Origin of the sequence: Pantoea dispersa (assembly GCF_035783935.1) — a bacterium.
Lineage (GTDB): Bacteria > Pseudomonadota > Gammaproteobacteria > Enterobacterales > Enterobacteriaceae > Pantoea > Pantoea dispersa_C.
This window is the reverse complement of sequence record NZ_JALKOV010000005.1, coordinates 287,325-308,154: the sequence shown is the minus strand read 5'-3', so window position 1 is coordinate 308,154 and position 20,830 is coordinate 287,325. Positions and strand designations below refer to the sequence as shown.

General features: G+C 59.0%; 19 protein-coding genes. 12 read left to right on the top strand and 7 right to left on the bottom strand.

What is annotated here, in order from left to right:
- Positions 1 to 74: 74 nt before the first annotated feature.
- On the top strand, positions 75 to 809 hold the full coding sequence (gene rlmB / locus MXF20_RS12750; RefSeq protein ID WP_325969668.1) for a 23S rRNA (guanosine(2251)-2'-O)-methyltransferase RlmB: 735 nt from the start codon (positions 75 to 77) through the stop codon (positions 807 to 809).
- A 95-nt stretch (positions 810 to 904) separates the two neighbouring features.
- Positions 905 to 2,533 (top strand): isovaleryl-CoA dehydrogenase, encoded by a 1,629-nt coding sequence (locus MXF20_RS12745; protein ID WP_325969667.1) that lies wholly within the window; start codon positions 905 to 907, stop codon positions 2,531 to 2,533.
- Here MXF20_RS12745 and bsmA read toward each other — a convergent pair.
- The gene (bsmA, locus tag MXF20_RS12740) at positions 2,507 to 2,833 is read right to left on the bottom strand and encodes a biofilm peroxide resistance protein BsmA (RefSeq protein ID WP_325969666.1); all 327 of its coding nucleotides are present in this window, start codon (positions 2,831 to 2,833) and stop codon (positions 2,507 to 2,509) included. The two genes, MXF20_RS12745 and bsmA, sit on opposite strands and share 27 nt — an antisense overlap.
- Positions 2,834 to 2,888: 55 nt before the next feature.
- Complete coding sequence (locus MXF20_RS12735) at positions 2,889 to 4,820, bottom strand: methyl-accepting chemotaxis protein (RefSeq protein ID WP_325969665.1); 1,932 nt, start codon at positions 4,818 to 4,820, stop codon at positions 2,889 to 2,891.
- A 158-nt stretch (positions 4,821 to 4,978) separates the two neighbouring features.
- Here MXF20_RS12735 and yjfP point away from each other — a divergent pair, with 158 nt between their 5' ends.
- A complete protein-coding gene (gene yjfP / locus MXF20_RS12730) occupies positions 4,979 to 5,728 on the top strand; it encodes an esterase (RefSeq protein WP_021509752.1) in 750 nt (249 codons plus the stop codon).
- A 51-nt stretch (positions 5,729 to 5,779) separates the two neighbouring features.
- Here yjfP and MXF20_RS12725 read toward each other — a convergent pair whose 3' ends face one another.
- The gene (locus MXF20_RS12725; protein WP_325969664.1) at positions 5,780 to 5,986 is read right to left on the bottom strand and encodes a hypothetical protein; all 207 of its coding nucleotides are present in this window, start codon (positions 5,984 to 5,986) and stop codon (positions 5,780 to 5,782) included.
- 386 nt (positions 5,987 to 6,372) lie between these two features.
- Between MXF20_RS12725 and rpsF the strand changes: the two genes are divergently transcribed.
- Genes rpsF through rplI form a run of 4 tightly spaced genes read left to right on the top strand, consistent with a single transcriptional unit; the run spans position 6,373 to position 7,813 of the window.
- Positions 6,373 to 6,768, top strand: coding sequence for a 30S ribosomal protein S6 (rpsF, locus tag MXF20_RS12720; protein ID WP_021509750.1), 396 nt, complete (start codon positions 6,373 to 6,375; stop codon positions 6,766 to 6,768).
- Between the two features lie 6 nt (positions 6,769 to 6,774).
- Positions 6,775 to 7,092 (top strand): primosomal replication protein N, encoded by a 318-nt coding sequence (gene priB, locus MXF20_RS12715; RefSeq protein WP_031280155.1) that lies wholly within the window; start codon positions 6,775 to 6,777, stop codon positions 7,090 to 7,092.
- A gap of 4 nt (positions 7,093 to 7,096) precedes the next feature.
- Positions 7,097 to 7,324 carry a 30S ribosomal protein S18 gene (rpsR, locus tag MXF20_RS12710; RefSeq protein WP_000135199.1) on the top strand — a complete coding sequence of 76 codons (228 nt, stop codon included), beginning with the start codon at positions 7,097 to 7,099 and terminating at the stop codon, positions 7,322 to 7,324.
- Between the two features lie 39 nt (positions 7,325 to 7,363).
- Complete coding sequence (gene rplI / locus MXF20_RS12705) at positions 7,364 to 7,813, top strand: 50S ribosomal protein L9 (RefSeq protein ID WP_021509748.1); 450 nt, start codon at positions 7,364 to 7,366, stop codon at positions 7,811 to 7,813.
- Between the two features lie 55 nt (positions 7,814 to 7,868).
- Here the strand turns inward: rplI and MXF20_RS12700 are convergent, their stop codons facing one another.
- Entirely contained in the window at positions 7,869 to 8,531 is a 663-nt protein-coding gene (locus MXF20_RS12700; protein WP_325969663.1) for an OapA family protein, read from the bottom strand.
- 184 nt (positions 8,532 to 8,715) lie between these two features.
- On the opposite strand from MXF20_RS12700, the gene fklB reads away from it, so the two are divergent.
- Entirely contained in the window at positions 8,716 to 9,336 is a 621-nt protein-coding gene (gene fklB, locus MXF20_RS12695; protein ID WP_021509746.1) for an FKBP-type peptidyl-prolyl cis-trans isomerase, read from the top strand.
- Between the two features lie 32 nt (positions 9,337 to 9,368).
- On the opposite strand, the gene MXF20_RS12690 is transcribed toward fklB, so the two are convergent.
- Positions 9,369 to 11,330, bottom strand: a complete 1,962-nt coding sequence (locus tag MXF20_RS12690) for a bifunctional 2',3'-cyclic-nucleotide 2'-phosphodiesterase/3'-nucleotidase (protein WP_325969662.1) — start codon at positions 11,328 to 11,330, stop codon at positions 9,369 to 9,371.
- A gap of 282 nt (positions 11,331 to 11,612) precedes the next feature.
- Between MXF20_RS12690 and cysQ the strand changes: the two genes are divergently transcribed.
- Complete coding sequence (cysQ, locus tag MXF20_RS12685) at positions 11,613 to 12,359, top strand: 3'(2'),5'-bisphosphate nucleotidase CysQ (RefSeq protein WP_136546444.1); 747 nt, start codon at positions 11,613 to 11,615, stop codon at positions 12,357 to 12,359.
- 31 nt (positions 12,360 to 12,390) lie between these two features.
- On the opposite strand, the gene MXF20_RS12680 is transcribed toward cysQ, so the two are convergent.
- Positions 12,391 to 12,948 carry a YtfJ family protein gene (locus tag MXF20_RS12680; RefSeq protein ID WP_325969661.1) on the bottom strand — a complete coding sequence of 186 codons (558 nt, stop codon included), beginning with the start codon at positions 12,946 to 12,948 and terminating at the stop codon, positions 12,391 to 12,393.
- Positions 12,949 to 13,261: 313 nt separating this feature from the next.
- Here MXF20_RS12680 and MXF20_RS12675 point away from each other — a divergent pair, with 313 nt between their 5' ends.
- Positions 13,262 to 13,468 (top strand): DUF1107 domain-containing protein, encoded by a 207-nt coding sequence (locus tag MXF20_RS12675; RefSeq protein ID WP_031280153.1) that lies wholly within the window; start codon positions 13,262 to 13,264, stop codon positions 13,466 to 13,468.
- A 56-nt stretch (positions 13,469 to 13,524) separates the two neighbouring features.
- Here the strand turns inward: MXF20_RS12675 and MXF20_RS12670 are convergent, their stop codons facing one another.
- Positions 13,525 to 14,868, bottom strand: coding sequence for a hemolysin family protein (locus tag MXF20_RS12670; protein WP_325969660.1), 1,344 nt, complete (start codon positions 14,866 to 14,868; stop codon positions 13,525 to 13,527).
- Between the two features lie 454 nt (positions 14,869 to 15,322).
- On the opposite strand from MXF20_RS12670, the gene tamA reads away from it, so the two are divergent.
- Entirely contained in the window at positions 15,323 to 17,062 is a 1,740-nt protein-coding gene (tamA, locus tag MXF20_RS12665; RefSeq protein WP_325969659.1) for an autotransporter assembly complex protein TamA, read from the top strand.
- Positions 17,059 to 20,829, top strand: coding sequence for an autotransporter assembly complex protein TamB (gene tamB, locus MXF20_RS12660; protein WP_325969658.1), 3,771 nt, complete (start codon positions 17,059 to 17,061; stop codon positions 20,827 to 20,829). Before tamA ends, tamB begins: the two co-directional genes overlap by 4 nt.
- Position 20,830: the final 1 nt, after the last annotated feature.

The following is a 20,830-nucleotide window of genomic DNA, read 5'->3' as shown; positions in this document are numbered from 1 at the left end:
AGGCTGCGCCCAACCGCGCAGCCTGCTTAATGTTATCTGTCTTCAACGATATACATCCAAACTTGAGCAAAGTAATGAGTGAAATAATTTTTGGCATTCACGCCGTGCAGGCGCTGCTGGAGCGCGATCCCCAGCGTTTTCAGGAAGTTTTTATCCTTAAAGGCCGCGACGATCGCCGCCTGCAGCCGCTGATCGCCGCACTGGAAGCTCAGGGAATTGTGATTCAGCTGGCGAACCGCCAGTGGCTCGACAGCCAGGTCGAAGGCGGCGTGCATCAGGGGATCCTGGCGCGCGTCAGGCCGGGCAAAAACTATCAGGAAAGCGATCTGCCGGATCTGCTGGCCTCGCTGGATCAGCCGTTCCTGCTGATTCTTGATGGTGTTACCGATCCGCATAATCTGGGTGCCTGCCTGCGCAGCGCCGATGCGGCCGGTGTGCATGCGGTAATCGTGCCGAAAGATCGCTCAGCACCGCTCAACGCCACGGCGAAAAAAGTCGCCAGCGGCGCGGCGGAAAACGTGCCGCTAATCCGCGTCACCAATCTGGCGCGCACCATGCGTCTGCTGCAGGAGTACAACGTGTGGATCGTCGGCACGGCGGGTGAAGCAGACCACAATCTGTACCAGAGCAAAATGACCGGCGCGATGGCGCTGGTGATGGGCGCGGAAGGGGAAGGCATGCGCCGCCTGACGCGCGAACACTGCGATGAGCTGATCAGCATCCCGATGGCCGGTAGCGTCTCTTCCCTCAACGTCTCGGTGGCCACCGGCGTTTGTCTGTTCGAAGCGGTGCGTCAGCGCCAGGCGTGATCGCCGCCGCAAAACCTCAGCTGTACCAGGCATAATGGCACTTCCTCTCCATACTTATAGCCAGATCACAATAGGTATCGGGAGAGGAGCGTGCCATGGCCTGGACCACTCACAGCGTATTCAATCAACCATCTCCGCTCAGCAACAGCAACCTCTTCACCGGCGACAGCGCGCTGTGTGAGGCGGTGGTGCGTGAAGGGGCCGGCTGGGACCGCGAATGGCTGGCGTCCGTCGGCCTGCAGCTCGGCAGCGCGGAGTCACTGGAATTAGGTCGTCTGGCCAATGCACAGCCGCCGGAGCTGCTGCGTTACGACGCGCGCGGTGAACGGCTTGACGAAGTGCGCTTTCATCCTGCCTGGCATCTGCTGATGCAGGGCGTGTGCGCCAGCCGGTTACACAACCTGAGCTGGCAGCCCGACGTGCAGGCCAGCGCCATGGTGGCGCGCGCCGCGCGTTTCATTCTGCATGCGCAGGTGGAAGCCGGTTCGCTCTGCCCGGTGACCATGACTCACGCCGCGATCCCGCTGCTGCAACGCCATCTGCCCGCGCCCTACGCCGACTGGCACGATCGGCTGCTCAGCGATCGGTACGATGCGCATCATCTGCCCGGCAGCCAGAAGCGCGGCCTGTTGATTGGCATGGGCATGACGGAGAAGCAGGGCGGCACCGATGTGCTGAGCAACACCACGCGTGCCGAACCGCTCGGCGCGCGCGGGCCGGGCGAACCCTGGCGCATCACCGGCCACAAATGGTTCTTCTCGGTGCCGCAAAGCGACGCGCACTTGGTCCTGGCGCAGACCGCGGCAGGGCTGAGCTGCTTCTTTCTGCCGCGCCTGCTGCCGGACGGCACGCGCAACGCCATTCGCCTTGAACGCCTGAAAGACAAGCTGGGCAACCGCGCCAATGCCAGTGCTGAAGTGGAGTTTCAGGACGCCATCGGCTGGTTAATGGGTGAGGAGGGCGAAGGTGTGCGGCTGATCCTGAAAATGGGCGGTATGACGCGTTTTGACTGCGCGCTCGGCAGCCATGGGCAGATGCGGCGAGCGCTGGCGATTGCGCTGCATCACGCCGCGCAGCGTCAGGTGATGGGCAAAAACCTCAGCGATCAGCCGCTGATGCGTGCGGTGCTGGCGCAGCAGGCGCTGCAGCTGGAGGGACAAACCGCGCTGCTGCTGCGGCTGGCGCGCGCCTGGTCCACGCCGGCCAGCGCGCACGAACGGCTGTACGCACGTCTGTTCACGCCGGCGGCCAAGTTCGCGATCTGTAAAGCCGGTATGCCGTTTGTGGCGGAAGCCATGGAGGTGCTGGGGGGCATCGGCTACTGCGAAGAGAGTGAGCTGCCGCGCCTGTATCGTGAGATGCCGGTTAACAGCATCTGGGAGGGGTCGGGCAACGTGATGTGCCTGGATGTGCTGCGCGTGCTGGCACGGCAGGCGGAGGTGCTCAGCATGCTGCAGGATGAGTTTGATGCGGTGAAGGGCAGCAATCGCCACTTCGACCGCCGCTGGCGCCAGCTGCGGCTGCAGCTCGGCAACCTGCGTGAAGATCAGGGGCGGGAAGTCAGCGAAACGCTGATCCGCCTGGCAAGCGCGGCCATTCTGCTGAAGAGTGCCGAGCCGCCGCTGGCGGACAGCTGGTGCGCGCATTATCTGTCATCGCGCCCGGTGCAGGCTCTGAGTGATGACCTGAGCGCCCGCTTACTGCGGCGTGCCAGCGCCGCCTGATGGCGCGCCGTACAGAATGGCGGTGGCGTACCAGTAGCCGGGCATGGTGGTTTCATCGACCATCAGGATTTGATAGTAGACCGCACCGCTCTGATTCGCGCGTGCGGCGATAGCGCGCTGCACATCATCCGGCGATCCGCGTGATTGGGCGCTGACGGTGCCCAGCTTCGGCAGGCCGTGGCTTTGCGCGCGGGTAATCTCCTGCGCCTGAGTGGTGGGCGCTGGCGGGGGTCGTGGCGTGGTGTGCAGTGCGGCACAGCCGCTCAGCAGCAGGCCCAGCAGCAGAATAAGCGTACGCATGGTGGCTCCGGAAAACAGGCAGATGACTCAAGTGTAAGCCATCTGCCCGGGCGCATCAGTCGTTGAGGCGGAAAATACTCACCAGCTGGGTCAGATGATGGCCTTTCTGACTCAGATGCTGCGCCGTGTGCTCGGACTGATTAATCATGTCGCTGCTCTGATGGGTCGCCTGGCTGATGTGGTTCATCGCCAGATTGACCTGACCAATGCCCGCTGCCTGCTCCTGAGCGGCGATGTTGATTTCACCCATCAGGGTTTTCACCTGCTCAATGTGACTGACGATATGGCTCATGGCGTCGCGCGTCTGTTCCGAGAGCGCATGGCCAGCGGCCACTTTGTCGATCGAGCTGGCGATCAGCCCGTCAATCTCCTTCGCCGCGTTGGCGCTGCGCTGCGCCAGTGCACGCACTTCGGCGGCGACAACCGCGAAGCCTTTGCCGTGTTCGCCGGCGCGCGCCGCTTCAACTGCGGCGTTGAGCGCCAGAATATTGGTCTGGAAGGCAATCGACTCGATCACGTGGGTAATGTCGGCGATGCTCTGCGAGGCAATGCGAATCTCCGCCATGGTCTCCACCGAGCGCGCCACGGTGCTGCCGCCCTGGCTCACGGTGCTGGCGGCTTCACCCACCAGCGCCATCGCCTGGCGCACGTTAGCGGCGGTTTGCGCCACGGTTGCGCCAAACTGCTCCATGCTGGCCGAAGTCTCTTCGACACTGCTCGCCTGGCGGCCAATCTGCTCGCTGATGCTGGAGCTGCTGGCCGCAATGGTGTCAGTGCCGTCGCTGATCTCACGCGCGGCGGCGCGCACCTGGCCCACCACTTTCTCCAGGCCGTCACCAATGCCGTTTATGGCCGTCACCAGCTGACCGATCTCGTCGCGGCGCGCTGAGTCGAGGTGCGCCTGCAGATTCCCCGCCGCATACTGCTCGGCCAGGTGGATCACCTGCTGCAGCGGTCGGGTAATGGCGCGCCGGCTGTAAAGCACAAAGCCAATGGCAAAGGCGAGCACCAGCGCCAGGCCAATCAGCATGAACAGATTGCGGCTGTGGGTGATCGGTGCCAGCAGACTGGCGCGGCTGACTTCACCGGCGATAATCCAGTTCCAGCCCGGCAGTTGCTGCCATGCCAGCAGCCGGGTTTCGCCCTGATGTGCGATCTCCAGCAGGCCGTGCGGCTGCGTCAGGAGCTGCTGCTGCACGCTGCGATCCCAGTCCGGCAGCTTGCCTTCCGACTGACGGGCAAACAGATACTGGCCCTGCGCGCTGCCCGGCGTGCCGTTCAGCACGAAAAAGCTGCCGCTGTCACCGAGACGCCGCGCCAGCACTTTATCCCGCATCAGCGCGTACTGTTTATCAATCTGCACGCCCACAAATAGAATGGCGATCACCGCGCCGCTGTCGTCCTGCACCGGCTGGTATTGAGTGATGTAGCGATGGCCGAACAGCGTCGCCAGGCCACGATACACTTCGCCGTTATTGACGCTGCGCCACGCCGCACTGCTGCGGTCAAGCTGGGTACCCACCGCGCGGCTGCCATCCTCTTTCTTCAGTGAGGTCGCGATGCGGATGTAATCCTCGCCGTCGCGCACAAAAATGGTGGAGACCGCACCGGTGCGATCGAGAAAATCGTCCACGGCGATCTGATCGAGGTTGAGGGTTTTCAGCCCGGCGCGCAGCGTTGGCGTGCTGAACGATCCCACCTGAATACGTGAGCTGTCGTCACGGCTGAAACGCTTGGGTAAAAAGCTCTGAAACAGCCGGGTATAGTTCGCCACTTCTTCCGAGAGAGTGGCATTGAACATGGTGGCCATTTCATTGATGCCGAGCACCTGGTTCTGCATATCGTCGACAGCCAGCTGCTCCAGCTGGCGCGCGGCGTTGTGGCTGAGCGTTAACGTCAGGGCAAACAGCACGATTGCCACACTGAAAGACGTCAATACAGACAGCTTAATTCCGAGACTCATGGCGCTGAGAGAGAGACGCTTCATAAAGTACCTTTGATGAATATTGGAGGGGTACAGGATCAACGGCAAAATGCGGCAAATGTTTAGGGCAGAAATTAATCGAATTAAATGTGATGTGACTCGCGTTTTTGCCGGCAGCACGTACACTGAGACCCGTGATCATCATTCTCAACGGAGACGGTATGATTGAGTTGGCAACGGAGAACCTGGCGGGCATCGAGTGTATTCACGCAGCACCGGCCGGACAGCGGCTGGCGCGCTTACCCACCATCTTGTTTTATCACGGCTTTACCTCATCGAAAGAGGTCTACAGCTACTTCGCCGTGGCGCTGGCACAGGCCGGTTTCCGCGTGGTGATGCCGGATGCAGAGATGCATGGCGCGCGCTACAACGGTGATACCGACGCGCGCATGACGCACTTCTGGGAGATCCTGCGCCAGAACATCGACGAAGTGCCGCTGCTGGAAGCGGCGCTGCGCGACAACGATTGGGTGGCGGACGAGCGTTTCGCGATTGCTGGTGCCTCAATGGGCGGCATGACCGCGCTGGGCGCGATGGCGCGCTATCCGCACCTGCACAGCGTTGCCTGCCTGATGGGCTCCGGCTACTTTATGCAGCTCAGCCAGACGCTGTTCCCGCCGCTGGTGGCGCACACGCCTGAGCAGAAAGCGGCGTTACAGGCGCGGCTGGCCCCGCTGGCGGCCTACGATCCCTGTCAGCAGCTGGCGCAGCTGGCTAACCGTCCGCTGCTGCTGTGGCACGGTGAAGCGGATGAAGTGGTGCCGTTCGCCGAAACCGTCCGGCTGGAAAAAGCACTGCGCGAGGCGCAGCTCGACAGCCGGCTCACCTTTCTGGCGGAAAAGCAGATTGGGCATAAAATCACGCCGCCGGCGCTCACCGCGCTGGTCAGTTTCTTTAAACATCATTTATAAACGGAACGGGCTGGCGGCGCGGAGCACGCCAGCCCGGGATATCAGGCCGGACTACAGTTGTGACGACAAACGGTCGGCGGCGCTGGTGTTCGCGCTGACCGGGTTACCGCCTGGCGCATCCAGCCGGTTAACGTAGACATAGCCTGAAGCCGCTTTGCTGCTGTTACTTCTCATCTGCAGCGCCTGGTCAGCGGAGCTGGCAAGAGCGGGGGTAGACAGGAAGAGACCCAGTAAAGTGGCGATAATGATAGCTTTCATAATCGACTCCTCACTCCAGGGATTTCACTCTCAGGCGCGCTGATTAAGCCAAACCGTTGCGCCTGTAAATAGTTTAGTGCTTCACCCGTGCGATGCCAGATCGTCGTGCTGAACGCCTCGTTCAGGGATTTTGAACAATCGCCGGCTAACCTGCTGAATCCCAATCCTTAGCACAAAAGGTGTCCCTGCCTGGCACGATGGCGGCAATTTGATGAATTGTGCGCTTGAGTTTCCCCGGCGAGGTCAGTATGATTACGCGTCAATTTTTCAGCTGCATTCAGAGGTGTGTTTCATCTTTTGGGTGATTCGCAACCTATAACGTTCCTTGCTTCCGTGGGCCGCAGCTGACCCTGACAGGAGGCTGAATAATCCGTAAGGAGCTATCGATGCGTCATTACGAAATCGTATTTATGGTCCATCCTGACCAGAGCGAGCAGGTTCCGGGCATGATCGAGCGTTACACTGGTGCTATCACTGGTGCACAGGGCACGATCCACCGTCTGGAAGACTGGGGTCGCCGTCAGCTGGCTTACCCGATCAACAAACTGCACAAAGCACACTACGTTCTGCTGAACGTAGAAGCACCGCAGGAAGTGATCGACGAGCTGGAAACTAACTTCCGCTTCAACGACGCCGTTATCCGCAGCATGGTTATGCGCGTTAAGCACGCGGTAACTGAAGCTTCTCCGATGGTTAAAGCGAAAGACGAGCGTCGTGAGCGCCGCGAAGACTTCGCTAACGAATCGGCAGAAGACTCAGATGCTGGGGATTCTGAAGAGTAATCCACGATGACGGCCAATCGGCTGCGCCTGTCCGGCACTGTGTGCAAGACGCCAGTTCGAAAAGTCAGTCCGTCAGGGATTCCTCACTGCCAGTTCGTGCTTGAGCATCGTTCTGTGCAGGAGGAAGCCGGGTTTCACCGGCAAGCCTGGTGTCAGATGCCGGTGATTATCAGCGGCAGCGCCCATCAGGCGATTACTCAACATATAACGGTCGGCACGCAACTCACGCTCGAAGGTTTTATTAGCTGCCATCAGGCACGCAATGGCCAGAGCAAACTTGTGTTACATGCCGAGCAGATTGAATTGATAGATTCTGGAGACTAGCCAAATGGCACGTTATTTCCGTCGTCGCAAGTTCTGCCGTTTCACCGCGGAAGGCGTTCAAGAGATCGATTATAAAGATATCGCAACGCTGAAAAACTACATCACTGAAAGCGGCAAGATTGTTCCAAGCCGTATCACCGGTACTCGTGCAAAATACCAGCGTCAGCTGGCTCGTGCTATCAAGCGCGCGCGTTACCTGTCTCTGCTGCCGTACACTGATCGTCATCAGTAATCGGCAACTGTCCATTAACGACTTTAAGAGGATAAGGTAATGCAAGTTATTCTGCTTGATAAAGTAGCAAACCTGGGCAGCCTGGGTGATCAGGTTAACGTTAAAGCGGGCTACGCTCGTAACTTCCTGGTTCCACAGGGTAAAGCTGTTCCTGCTACCAAGAAAAACGTTGAGTTCTTCGAAGCGCGTCGCGCTGAACTGGAAGCCAAACTGGCTGACGTTCTGGCTGCTGCTAACGCACGTGCAGAGAAAATCAATGCACTGGGCACCGTTACTCTCGCGTCTAAAGCAGGCGACGAAGGTAAACTGTTCGGTTCCATCGGTACCCGCGACATCGCTGATGCAGTTACTGCAGCTGGCGTTGAAGTGGCGAAGAGCGAAGTTCGTCTGCCAAACGGCGTGCTGCGCACCACCGGTGAGCACGAAGTTGACTTCCAGGTTCACAGCGAAGTATTCGCGAAACTGGTTGTGAATGTAGTAGCTGAGTAATTTTTTACTTAGTGTGAAAGCGCCGGCCTTGTGCCGGCGTTTTTGTTTCTGTTCCTTACTGCGCGCGGATAAAGCTGCCGTCCGGCTGGCGGGTAAACAGCACCGGGCCGTTACTGCTCTCGACCGTCAAGCCGGTCACCACGCCCTGCGCGTTCTGACGAATCTTCACCTGCTGACCACTCTGTAGCGCGCTCAGCGGCTGTCCATCACCTTCCACTCGCGCCATGGCGAACACATCATTCACCGGCAGATTATTGTCACGGAACAGCTGCGCCAGCGTCTGGCCCGACGCCACGGTATAGCTGCGCCATTCGCCCTGGGCATCACTCTTTGGCGTCGTATTCTGTGGCTGCTGTGCATTATTGTTGTCGTAGATCTCCGCCTGCATCGGCACCTCTTTGCCGCTGGTTTCTGCCGGACGTTCTACCGGATACTGCGGCGTGCTGGTGGGCCAGAGAAACGCCAGCAGCATCACCAGCAGGGCAATAACGATACCGCGTCGGTGCAGCGGGGGCAGCGGATCCATCCAGCGTACGTTATCCAGCAGATGCCAGATGCGCTGCAGCACAGCGGGTATCCGCGACGGGGTTTCAGAAGCCATTCGTACATCCTCTTCGCTGGCGGGGGTGACGCGCCTGTCAGGCAGCCAGCGTTGCAACCGGGAAAATAAGGTACGCGGTGCGCGCGTCCTGCGACGTCGTGGGGCGATTTGGCCCATGTATGCTCTCTTGTTCTATAGTATGGGCAATGCGGGCGCGAAGTGCCTGCCAGCATTGAAAAATTTGACCTGCGTATTGTTTCTCTTTCCCCGGGAAATGTCATCCGCGGCGCGCGAGATTTTACGCCAGCCGCCTGCGCTGTTATGCTGCCGGTTCTATTTTATCCGGGATAAAGGAAACAAGATGACGACCCCTTCATTTGACAGCGTCGAATCACAAGCAAGTTACGGTATCGGTTTACAGGTTGGTCAGCAGCTGCAAGAGTCTGGACTGCAGGGTCTGCAGCCAGAAGCGCTGCTTGCGGGCCTGCGCGACGCGCTGGAAGGGAACTCACCGGCAGTTCCGGTTGACGTGGTGCACCGTGCGCTGCGCGAAGTCCACGAGCGCGCCGAAGGCGTACGCCGTGAGCGCGTTGAAGCCATGGCGGCCGAAGGCCAGCAGTTCCTCGAGCAGAATGCACAGCGTGAAGGCGTGAGCAGCACCGAATCCGGTCTGCAGTTCAGCGTCATCACCCAGGGCGATGGCCCGATCCCATCCCGTCAGGATCGCGTACGCGTGCACTACACCGGCAAGCTGATTGACGGCACCGTGTTTGATAGCTCCGTTGCGCGTGGCGAACCGGCTGAATTCCCGGTCAGCGGCGTGATTGCCGGCTGGATTGAAGCGCTGACCCTGATGCCGGTTGGCTCGAAGTGGGAGCTGGCGATTCCGCACAATCTCGCTTACGGCGAGCGCGGCGCGGGTGCCTCCATCCCGCCATTCAGCACCCTGATTTTCGAAGTTGAGCTACTGGAAATCCTGTAATACAACGCGGGCGCCATATCTGGCGCCCGCAGTCACTCTTTCTTCTCTGCCTGCTGCTGTAAATCTACCCGCCAGATCGCAAAACCCGTTTCATCACTGCCGACGGCTTTCATCGGATAATCAGCATACTTCTCAATAAACTGCGTGGCTTTAGCGCCCGGCGCGGTCTCAAAGCGGATATCCAGCGGCGTCGCGCTGGCGATCGGTGCCAGCCGCCAGTTGTGATCGGCCTGTGGCTGCACCGCACCGTGCGCGCGGGTTTCGCTGCTGATATAGGCGGCCACCACCGAGCGGTTCTCGTCCGGCGAGGCAAAGGCGACATACTGCTCGCCGGTGCCGGCAAATTTGCCGCCCCAGGCACGGTAATTATTGGTGGCAACGAGGAAGGTCGCTTTGGGATCGATCGGTTTGCCCTGCCAGCGCAGATCCTGAATGCGTGAGGCCGCCGGGTTAATCAGCTGGCACTCCGCGTCGTAGCGCGCCGGTTGCGTCACATCGATCTGATACTGCACGCCGTCGATCACATCAAAATTGTAGGTGCGGAAATCCCAGTTGATCAGTGACTGCGGCTGACGACGATGCACATCGATCTGATTAAATTGCGCCGCCGAGCACTCCAGCCACTCCTTCACCTGTGCGCCGCTGATTTTCATCACCACCAGCGTGTTCGGATAGAGATAAAGATCGGCGGCGTTACGGAAGGTCAGATCGCCTTTTTCCACTTCAACGTAGCTGGCCGGATCGTTCTTACGGCCGCCGGCCTTGAACGGGGCCGCCGCGGAAAGCACCGGTAAGCGGGCCAGATCCGGATCGCCCTGAATGAAGCGTTCGACGTAAGCTCGCTGCGCATTGTTGACGATCTGCACCGTCGGATCGTCCTGCACCAGCGACAGGTAGCTGTACATCACATCCGCCGACTTACCGATCGGTTTTGCCACAAACTCACGCGTGGCGCGATGATCGTCGGCCAGCACCTTCACCAGATCGGCATCTTCCGCCGCCAGCGATTTTTTCGCCACCGCATCGTAAATCGGCCGCGCTTCGGCTTTACCCTGGCTCACCTGCCAGTTGCCGCCGTCATTTTTCAGCACCAGGTCAACCACACCGAGATGATCGCCCCACATGCCGGGCATTACCGCTGGTATGCCGTTGAGCGTGCCCTGAGCGATATCCGCGCCTTTAATCGCCGCAAACTCTTTGCCGGGGAACACCGCGTGCGCATGGCCAAACAGGATGGCATTGATACCCGGCACCTGGCTGAGGTAATACACCGAGTTTTCCGCCATGGCATGATACGGCTCGCTGCTCAAACCCGAATGCGGAATAGCGATGATTATTTCAGCACCTTTTGCGCGCATTTCCGGCACATAGCGCTTCGCTGTCTCGGTGATGTCATCAACGCGCACTTTACCCTGCAGATTGTTGCGATCCCACACCATAATCTGCGGGGGTACGAAGCCGATATAGCCGATTTTCAGCGTATGCGGCTTGCCGTCGCGGTCTTTTACCGTGGTTTCTTTAATTAAATAGGGGGTAAACAGCGGTTTACCCGTGGTTTCATCGATGACGTTGGCATTGATGTAGGGAAAACGTGCCCCGGCAATCGCCTGCTGCAGATAGGGCAGGCCGTAATTGAATTCGTGGTTGCCGAGATTGCCTACTGTGTAATCCAGCGTGTTGAGGGCTTTATATACCGGATGGACTTCACCGGGCTGCAAGCCTTTGGCCGCCATGTAATCGCCCAGCGGGCTGCCCTGAATGATGTCGCCGTTATCCACCAGTACGCTGTTTTGTACTTCGCCGCGCGCCTGCTGGATGAGCGTGGCGGTGCGCAACAGACCAAACTTTTCGGTCGGCGTGTCTTTGTAGTAATCGAAATCCATCATGTTGCTGTGCAGATCGGTGGTTTCCAGAATACGTAAATCCACCGTGGCAGCCTGCACCGTGGCGGCTGCAACGCACAGTGCCAGTAACGACATGCTCGCTTTGAACATGGCTTGCTCCTTGTTCGCTTTAATGGGCCTCTCAAAATAATGTAAAACCATGACGAATTATCATTTCAATTTGTGATGAGGCTCGTGATTTTGCCCCTTTTCTGCGCAAGCGGGCGGAGTGGCCGCCATTCAGCATTGCGCCATAGCCGTCACCGGCGAACTATGGTATTGATAATCAAAGCGATTACCCTGAGCAGTAAGCTGCTACAGCGCAACTGCTAAAATATCTGGAGACGGGCTGCCGATGTTTCGCCGGCAGCATCAGCCGAAATGAGGTGAACAATGTTAGAAAAAATTTGCCAGCTGGCGCGCAGCGCGGGCGATGCCATTATGCAGGTCTACGATGGCGCGCAACCGCTGGACGTGACGCGTAAATCCGATGATTCACCGGTCACGGCGGCCGATCTGGCGGCACATCAGGTTATCGTGCAGGGCTTAGCCGCGCTGACGCCTGACGTGCCGGTGCTGTCGGAAGAGGATCCGCCCGGCTGGGATGTGCGTCAGCACTGGCAGCAGTACTGGCTGGTCGATCCGCTCGACGGCACCAAAGAGTTCATCAAGCGTAACGGCGAGTTTACGGTCAATATCGCGTTGATTGAGCACGGCAAACCGGTGCTGGGCGTGGTGTACGCGCCGGCGCTGGGCGTGATGTATTCTGCGGCCGAAGGCAAAGCGTGGAAAGAAGAGGGCGGCCACACCACGCAGATCCACGTACGTGAAGCGCGGCCGCTGCTGGTGGTGGTGAGCCGTTCGCACGCCGATAAAGATGAAGAGCTGAAAGAGTATCTGACGCAGCTGGGCGAGCATCAAACCACCGCGATCGGATCCTCGCTCAAGTTCTGCCTGGTGGCAGAGGGCAAAGCGCAGCTCTATCCGCGCTTTGGGCCCACCAACATCTGGGATACCGGGGCCGGCCATGCGGTGGCGATTGCCGCCGGCGCACACGTGCATGACTGGCAGGGCAAAACCCTCGACTACGCGCCGCGCGAGTCGTTTCTGAATCCGGGCTTCCGCGTCTCACTGTTTTGATACGCTGTGCGCGCCACCCGCTGTGGCGCGATCACGACTGCAGCAGCTGATGGATCAGTTTCATCGCCTGCTGCACTTCATCCTGCGTCAGCGGACCATCTTTGGCGTAACGCACATGGCCGCTGTTATCCAGAATCACAATCGCCGAACCGCCTTTCTCCAGCTGCCACGCCTTGCGCGCGTTGCCGTTGCTGTCGACAATGAACTGTGACCACGGATACTGCTGTTTATTGCTTTCAATGCTGCTGCGCACAAACATCCCGGTGCCGGGAATGGCATCATCGGTATTAACCACCGTGGTGGTTTGATAGCGGTCGTGCGGCAGCTGCGCGGCTTTAATGGCTTCAATCAACGCGGCGTTCTGCTCTTTGGCCGACGAGCGTCCGGCAATGTGCAGAATGACCCGCACTTTACCGCTCAGCTGGGCGCTGTTCCATGGCTGATAGCGAAACTTCTCCTGCTGATACAGCAACTCACCTTTATCGTTAACGCCGACCGCCGGCACGCGCTCGCCAACCTTAAACGCGTGGGCTGAGGCAAGGCTGGGCAGCAGCAGCGCCAGGGCTATCACGGAATGTGCCAAACGCATGGTAATGCTCCTTAGTGATCCGACCAGTGATTCATGTTTTTGCAATATTAGGCGTGGATGATGCGCCTGTCGCGATGAGATAGCAGCTTTGTAACCCATGCCACAATTCCTTAACCAATGAAGGTTTATACTGGATTTTGTGATCGTTATGACAGAGTTCTCTGTAATGATGTGTCAATTCAGTAAAAAATCCATTTTTTCGGAACACCGGCAAGGAATCATGTTCTATAGTTATGCCTCATTTGCGCTTCAAGGGCTCGTACCGAATTTGGCAACGGCGAAGCGTATTACATCTGTTCAGGAGTTAAACAGCATGAAGATCTTCCAGCGCTATAATCCGCTGCAAATTGCGAAATATGTAAAGACGCTATTTAAAGGAAGGTTGTACATCAAGGATGTTGGCGCGTTTGAGTTCGACAAAGGCAAAGTCATGTTGCCGCGCGTCAAGGATAAACAGCACCTTAGCGTGATGTCCGAAATCAACCGCCAGGTGCTGCGGCTGCAAGCCGAGTACAACTAAGCAAAAGAAAGGGCGCCGTGGGCGCCCTGAATTTTTCTGTAACCGCACAATCGCCGTCAGGCAGCAGGCCCTTCAGACTCATCCAGCGAATTCTTCGACACATTCAGCACCGGCGGGCGATCGTCAATGCGCGTCACCAGCAGCTGATCGATGCGATAGCTGTCGATGTCCACCACCTCAAATTTGTAGCCGGAGAATTTAACGAAATCGGTGCGTTTGGGGATCTTACGCAGCATATACATCATAAAGCCGCCGATGGTCTCGTAGTTGCCGGACTGCGGGAACTCGTCGATATCCAGCACGCGCATCACGTCATCAATCGGCGTACCGCCTTCCACCAGCCAGGAGTTTTCGTCGCGCGCCACAATCTGCTCTTCCAGCCCCTGACCGACCAGATCGCCCATCAGCGTGGTCATCACGTCATTGAGCGTGATAATCCCGACCACCAGCGCATATTCGTTCATGATCACCGCGAAGTCTTCGCCGGCGGTTTTAAAGCTCTCCAGCGCTTCTGACAGCGTCAGCGTGTCCGGCACAATCAGCGCCGAGCGAATCTGCACGCCGCTGTTAAGCGTCATACTCTGGTTACCCAGCACGCGCAGCAGCAGCTCTTTGGAGTCGACGTAGCCCACGATATGGTCGATATCGCCGTCGCACACCAGAAACTTTGAGTGCGGATGTTCAGCGATTTTGGTTTTCAGGCTGGTTTCGTCTTCGTGCAGATCGAACCACACGATATTCTCGCGCGAGGTCATAGACGAAGGCACGGTACGTGATTCCAGCTCGAACACGTTCTCGATCAGCTCGTGCTCCTGTTTGCGCAGCACGCCAGCCAGCGCACCGGCTTCCACTACCGCGTAAATATCGTCGGAGGTGATGTCATCTTTACGTACCATCGGCAGCTTAAAGATGCGAAAGAACACGTTGGCCAGGCCATTGAACAGCCACACCAGCGGGCGGAAAACCAGCAGGCAGAAGCGCATCGGATTGATGATGCGCAACGCGATGGCTTCCGGCGCAATCATTCCGACGCGTTTTGGCGTCAGGTCAGCAAACAGAATGAACAGGCTGGTAACGATGGTGAAGGAGCAGATAAAGCTGAGCTGATCCGCCAGTTCCGGTTCCATAAAGCGGTTGAACAGGCTGCTGAAAGCGGGCGAGAACGCCGCATCGCCGACGATACCGCCAAGAATGGCCACGGCGTTGAGGCCAATCTGCACCACGGTGAAGAACATACCAGGCTGTTCCTGCATCTTCAGCACGCGCTGCGCGTTGATGTTGCCTTCATCGGCCAGCAGTTTCAGTTTGATCTTACGGGCGGCCGCCAGCGAGATCTCCGACAGAGAAAAAAATGAACTGATTACAATCAGTAAAAGAATGACAAGCAGGCTATCAAGCATAAAAGATCCGTTGGGTTAATCACTTGTCATTTTTGGCCTGGGCAGCGCGAAGAGGCGTACATCCGGTACTTACCCGTCAAACAGGGCTATCCGTGCCAAAAATGTCTGCGCCAGTTCGACAAGATAACGTTAACGTCGGGGCAGAAATGCGTGCAGGCGAGGCCTGCTGGTCGCTGATTATAGCAGCAGCGCTATTGCTGCCGCCAGCGGCGTGATTGACCGGCTCGGATTAATCCGAGTGGCGGCCGGCGGCGCGCAGAAGCGCGGCTTCGTTGTTGTATCGTTACGCACATTTGCCGACAATAGCCGTTGATTTGGCTTAGCGGCCGTTTTTACGCAGCCGCTCGCAAAAAAGAGCGGCTATGCTGATGGGTATGCAAGGTGTGGTGATACCCTTTCCACCAGAGTTAACGCCCCTGCGGAATAGGGGCAGGCATTATTAACAGGAGTACGCGTGCCGCGATTTCATGCTTATTGCTTGGCCAGCCTGTTGCTTGCCGCACCTGCCGTTGAGGCAGCAAAAGTGCGTCTGCAGCTGGAAGGCCTGACCGGGGAATTACAGAAAAACGTCAGGGCGCGCTTGTCCACGATCGGCAGTGACGAGGTGTCGAACGACGGCCGTTTCCAGGCGCGCGTAGCTGCCGCGATCAAAGAAGGCCTGCGCGCGCTCGGCTATTACGAGCCGCAGATCGACTTTGAATCACGCCCGGCACCGCCGCAGGGTGGCCGTCCGGTGCTGATTGCCCGCGTCACCGCCGGCGAGCCGGTGAAGATTGGCGGCAGCACCATTGTGGTGGAAGGTGCCGCGAAAGACGATCCTGATTATCAGGCGTGGGTGAAGCAGGGCAGGCCGAAAGTCGGCAGCCAGCTTAATCACGGCGACTACGATAAATTCAAAAACGGCTTCTCCAGCCTGGCGCTGCGTAATGGTTACTTCGACGGTGACTTTAAGCAGAGCCAGCTTGGCGTTTCGGTAGAACGGCGCTTAGCGTTCTGGGATATCGACTACGACAGCGGCCCGCGCTATCGCTTCGGCGATGTCAGCTTTGAAGGCTCGCAAATCAATGAAGCCTATCTGCGCAACCTGGTGCCGTTCAAAAAGGGCGATCCCTACAGCTCACGCGATCTGGCCGAACTCAATCGTCGCCTCTCCGCCACCGGCTGGTTTAATTCTGTCGTCGTGGCACCGGAGTTCGATAAAGGGCGTCAGACCAAGGTGCTGCCGCTCAGCGCCGCCGTGTCGCCACGCGTCGAGAACACCATCGAAGCCGGTGTCGGTTACTCAACGGACGTCGGACCGCGGCTGAAAGGCACGTGGAAAAAGCCGTGGATCAACGACAGCGGCCACAGCCTGACCTCCAGCGCCTATATCTCCGCGCCGGAGCAGCAACTCGATCTCAGCTACAAAGTGCCGCTGCTGAAAAGCCCGCTGGAGCAGTACTACACCTTCTCCGGTGGCCTGAAACGCACCGATCTCAACGACACCAAATCGGACACCACCACGCTGGCGATGTCGCGCAACTGGGACAGCAGCTCCGGCTGGCAGCGCGCGGTTAACCTGCGCTGGAGCCTCGACCACTTTACTCAGGGCAGCGTCACCAACACCACCATGCTGCTCTATCCGGGCGTCAGCCTGAACCGCACCCGTTCGCGCGGCGGCCTGATGCCGACGTGGGGCGATTCGCAGCGCTACTCGGTGGACGTGTCGGACACCACCTGGGGCTCGGACGTTGACTTCCTGATCCTGCAGGCGCAGAACGTGTGGATCCGCACGCTGGGCGAGAAGCATCGCTTTGTGGCGCGCGGCAACCTTGGCTGGATTGAAACCAACGACTTCGATAAAGTCCCGCCGGATCTGCGCTTCTTCGCCGGCGGTGACCGCAGTATTCGCGGCTACAAATACAAAGATATCTCGCCGCGCGATGACGAAGGCAAACTCACCGGTGCCTCCAAACTGGCCACCGGCTCGCTCGAGTATCAGTACAACGTCTCCGGCAAATGGTGGGGCGCGGTGTTTGTCGACTCCGGCGAAGCGGTCAACGACATCAAGCAGAGTAACGTTAAAACCGGCGCAGGCTTCGGCGTGCGCTGGTCTTCTCCGGTAGGGCCGATCAAGTTTGATATCGCGCGCCCGATTGGCGATGACAAGGAGCACGGATTGCAATTTTATGTCGGACTGGGGCCTGAACTATGAAGCTGTGGAAAAAGGTCCTGATCGGTATCGGTATTTTCCTGCTGGTGCTGCTGGCTAGCGTGGCGTTTCTGGTCGGCACCACGCCCGGTTTGCATCTGCTGTTTAAAGGTGCCGATCGCTGGGTGCCGGGCCTGTCGATCAACAAGGTGGAAGGCGGCTGGCGCGATCTGACGGTGAGCGGCGTGAAGTACCAGATGCCGGGTGTCAGCGTGGATGCCGGGCGCTTTCATCTGGCGCTCAACCTCAACTGCCTGCTGCACTCCTCCGTGTGCGTAAACGATATCGCGCTGCAGGATGTCAGCGTGGTGGTCGACAGCAAAAAAATGACGTCCGCCAGTGCGCCGCCACCGGAAGAAGAGAGCGGCAGCAGCAATCTCAGCACGCCTTACCCGATTACGCTGAGCCGGGTCAGCCTGCATAACATCAACGTCAAGGTTGATGACACCGCCATTTCGCTGCTCGACTTCACCAGCGGCCTGCAGTGGCAGGATCGCACGCTGACGCTCAATCCTACTCACATTCAAAGCCTGCTGATTGCGCTGCCAAAAGCGGCGAAAGTGGCGGACGAACAGGTAGTACAGCCAAAAGTGCAGCAGCCGCAGCCGGATGAGAAGCCGCTGGGCGAAACGCTGCAGGCGATGTTTGCCGAGCCGCTGTTGCCGACGCTGCCGGATTTCCAGCTGCCGCTGGACATCAACGTGCAGCAGCTGGTGGGTGAGCAGCTGCGCATCACCGGCGATACGGACGTGGCGATTACGCGTCTGCTGCTGAAAGCCAAAACCACCGATCGGCATGTGCAGCTGGAGACCTTTGACGTCGACTCGCCGCAGGGGCAGGTCAACGCCAGCGGCGATGCCCGGCTGGCCGATAACTGGCCGGTCAATTTTGTGCTCAACGGCGCGCTGAATCTCGATCCGATTAAAGGCGAGAAGATCAAACTGAACCTCGCCGGGGCGATGCGTGATGAGCTGAAGCTTGGCCTGAATCTCTCGGGCCCGGTGCGTGCGCAGCTGGACGCCGCCGCGCAGCCGGCGGTTGCCGGTCTGCCGCTGTCGCTCAAACTCACCAGCCCGCAGCTGCGCTGGCCGCTGACCGGTCCGGTGCAGTATCAGGCGGATAATCTCGACTACCAGTTCAGCGGCAAAGCCACCGACTATGTGATGTCGCTGCGCACCGCGGTGAAGGGCGAAGCGGTGCCGCCGGCCACCATCACGCTGGACGGGAAAGGCAACGTGCAGCAGTTCAGTCTGGATAAACTGCGCGTGGCGGCGCTGCAGGGCAACATTGACCTCAGCGCGCTGGTGGACTGGAGCAAAGCCATCAGCTGGCGCAGTGAACTGACGCTGGCGGGCATCAATACCGCGAAGCAATATCCTGACTGGCCGGCGAAGCTCGACGGTAAAATTACCACGCGCGGCAGCCTGTACGGCGGCAGCTGGCAGCTCAGCGTGCCGCAGCTGGCGCTGAAGGGCAATGTGAAGCAGAACGCGGTGAGCGCCGAAGGCTCGCTGACCGGCAACAGTTACAACCAGTGGAAAATTCCTGGCATTAACATCGCGCTGGGGCGCAACCATCTGGACGTGAAGGGCGAACTGGGCGATGCGCTGAATCTGGACGCCAATGTCGATGCACCGCATCTGGATAATGCGCTGCCGGGCCTGGGCGGCGTAGCCAAAGGCACCATCAAGGCGCGCGGCACGCTGCAGGCGCCACAGCTGCTGGCCGATCTCACCGCCAGCGGTCTGCGCTGGCAGCAGTTGCAGATCCGCCGCGTCACGCTGCAGAGCGACGTCAAATCCAGCGATCAGATCGCCGGTAAACTGCAGCTGCGCGTGGAGCAGCTGCAGCAGGACGCGCTTAAGGTCAGCCTGCTGACGCTCAACGCTGACGGTAACGAGAAGCAGCACCAGCTGAAACTCAACGTGCAGGGCGAGCCGGTCTCCGGCCAGCTGGCGCTCAACGGCAGCTTTGACCGCCAGACCCAGCGCTGGCAGGGCAATCTCAACAATACGCGTTTTGATACACCGGTGGGCGAATGGCGCCTGACGCGCGCCATGGCGATTGACTACCTGAACAGCAAGCAGAGCGCCACCATCGGGCCGCACTGCTGGCAAAACCCGAACGCGCAGCTGTGCGTGCCGGAGCCGATCGAGGCCGGTGCCAGCGGCCATGCGCACGTGGTGCTGAACCGCTTCGATCTGGCGATGATCAAGCCATTCCTTACCGATGCCACCCAGCTGAACGGTGTGTTCAGCGGTGACGCGCGCGTCAACTGGACCGCCGACGGCGCGCTGCCGACCGGCACGGTGTCGCTCAAAGGAAACGGCGTAAAAGTGGTGCAGGATGTGCAGGGCAATAGCCTGCCGATCGCCTTCGACACGCTTAACCTGAACGCGGCGCTGCGTAACGGACGCGCGCAGCTCGACTGGCTGATTCACATCGTCAATAACGGTCAGCTGAGCGGCAACGTGCAGATCGCCGATCCGGAAAATCGCCGCCAGCTGTCAGGCAACATCGGCATCAGCAACATTTCGCTGGCGATGCTTAACCCGGCGCTGATGCAGGGTGAGAAGATCAAAGGCAACCTCAACAGCAATCTGCGCCTCGGCGGCACGCTGCAGCAGCCGCAGATCTTTGGTCAGCTGGGGCTGAGCGATGTCGATGTGGACGGCAGCTTTATGCCGGTCGATCTCACTTCGGCCAATCTCAACCTGGTGTTTAACGGCATGAGCTCGACGCTCAACGGCCTGATCCAGACGCAGCAGGGCAATCTCAATCTGGGCGGCAACGCGGACTGGAGCCAGCTGGACAACTGGCGCGCGCGCGTTACCGCGCAGGGCAGCCGCATTCGCGTCACCGTACCGCCGATGGTGCGGATGGACGTTTCGCCAGACCTGGCGTTTGAAGCCACACCGGCGGCGTTCAACCTTGACGGCAAGGTTGATATTCCGTGGGCGCGCATCACGGTGCAGGAAGTGCCGGAAAGCGCTACCGGCGTGTCGTCGGACGAGGTGATGCTGGATGAGAACCTGAAGCCGATTCAGCCGAAAACTGCCGCAATCCCGATCAACAGCAATCTGGTGATCCACGTCGGCAACGATGTGCGTCTCTCGGCCTTTGGCCTGAAAGCGCGCCTCAACGGCGATCTCAAACTGGTGCAGGATAAAACCGGGCTGGGCTTAAACGGACAAATCAATATTCCTTCCGGGCGTTTTCACGCGTATGGTCAGGATCTGATTGTGCGTAAAGGCGAGCTGCAGTTTGCCGGTCCGCCGGATCAGCCGTACGTTAATCTGGAGGCGATTCGTAACCCGGAAGCCACCGAGGATGATGTGACCGCTGGTCTGCGCGTCACCGGGCTGGCCGACGAGCCGAAGGTGGAAGTGTTCTCCGACCCGGCGATGTCGCAGCAGGAGGCGCTGTCTTACCTGTTACGCGGTCAGGGACTCAGCAGCGATGGCGACAGCAACGCCTTAACCTCGGCGCTGGTTGGACTGGGGGTTGCACAAAGTGGTCAGGTTATGGGTAAAATCGGCGAGACCTTCGGCGTCAGTAACCTTGCGCTTGATACCACCGGTGTCGGCGACAGCCAGCAGGTGCAGGTGAGTGGTTATGTGCTGCCGGGTCTGCAGGTAAAATACGGTGTTGGCATATTTGATTCACTGGCGACGCTCACTTTGCGTTATCGCCTGATGCCCAAACTCTATTTGGAAGCCGTGTCGGGTCTCGATCAGGCACTGGATTTGCTCTATCAGTTTGAGTTTTAGC

Bases quoted from the DNA above. Each gene is read 5' to 3' on its own strand.
- rlmB (WP_325969668.1), top strand. From the start codon at position 75: ATGAGTGAAATAATTTTTGGCATTCACGCCGTGCAGGCGCTGCTGGAG.
- MXF20_RS12745 (WP_325969667.1), top strand. From the start codon at position 905: ATGGCCTGGACCACTCACAGCGTATTCAATCAACCATCTCCGCTCAGC.
- bsmA (WP_325969666.1), bottom strand. From the start codon at position 2,833: ATGCGTACGCTTATTCTGCTGCTGGGCCTGCTGCTGAGCGGCTGTGCC.
- MXF20_RS12735 (WP_325969665.1), bottom strand. From the start codon at position 4,820: ATGAAGCGTCTCTCTCTCAGCGCCATGAGTCTCGGAATTAAGCTGTCT.
- yjfP (WP_021509752.1), top strand. From the start codon at position 4,979: ATGATTGAGTTGGCAACGGAGAACCTGGCGGGCATCGAGTGTATTCAC.
- MXF20_RS12725 (WP_325969664.1), bottom strand. From the start codon at position 5,986: ATGAAAGCTATCATTATCGCCACTTTACTGGGTCTCTTCCTGTCTACC.
- rpsF (WP_021509750.1), top strand. From the start codon at position 6,373: ATGCGTCATTACGAAATCGTATTTATGGTCCATCCTGACCAGAGCGAG.
- priB (WP_031280155.1), top strand. From the start codon at position 6,775: ATGACGGCCAATCGGCTGCGCCTGTCCGGCACTGTGTGCAAGACGCCA.
- rpsR (WP_000135199.1), top strand. From the start codon at position 7,097: ATGGCACGTTATTTCCGTCGTCGCAAGTTCTGCCGTTTCACCGCGGAA.
- rplI (WP_021509748.1), top strand. From the start codon at position 7,364: ATGCAAGTTATTCTGCTTGATAAAGTAGCAAACCTGGGCAGCCTGGGT.
- MXF20_RS12700 (WP_325969663.1), bottom strand. From the start codon at position 8,531: ATGGGCCAAATCGCCCCACGACGTCGCAGGACGCGCGCACCGCGTACC.
- fklB (WP_021509746.1), top strand. From the start codon at position 8,716: ATGACGACCCCTTCATTTGACAGCGTCGAATCACAAGCAAGTTACGGT.
- MXF20_RS12690 (WP_325969662.1), bottom strand. From the start codon at position 11,330: ATGTTCAAAGCGAGCATGTCGTTACTGGCACTGTGCGTTGCAGCCGCC.
- cysQ (WP_136546444.1), top strand. From the start codon at position 11,613: ATGTTAGAAAAAATTTGCCAGCTGGCGCGCAGCGCGGGCGATGCCATT.
- MXF20_RS12680 (WP_325969661.1), bottom strand. From the start codon at position 12,948: ATGCGTTTGGCACATTCCGTGATAGCCCTGGCGCTGCTGCTGCCCAGC.
- MXF20_RS12675 (WP_031280153.1), top strand. From the start codon at position 13,262: ATGAAGATCTTCCAGCGCTATAATCCGCTGCAAATTGCGAAATATGTA.
- MXF20_RS12670 (WP_325969660.1), bottom strand. From the start codon at position 14,868: ATGCTTGATAGCCTGCTTGTCATTCTTTTACTGATTGTAATCAGTTCA.
- tamB (WP_325969658.1), top strand. From the start codon at position 17,059: ATGAAGCTGTGGAAAAAGGTCCTGATCGGTATCGGTATTTTCCTGCTG.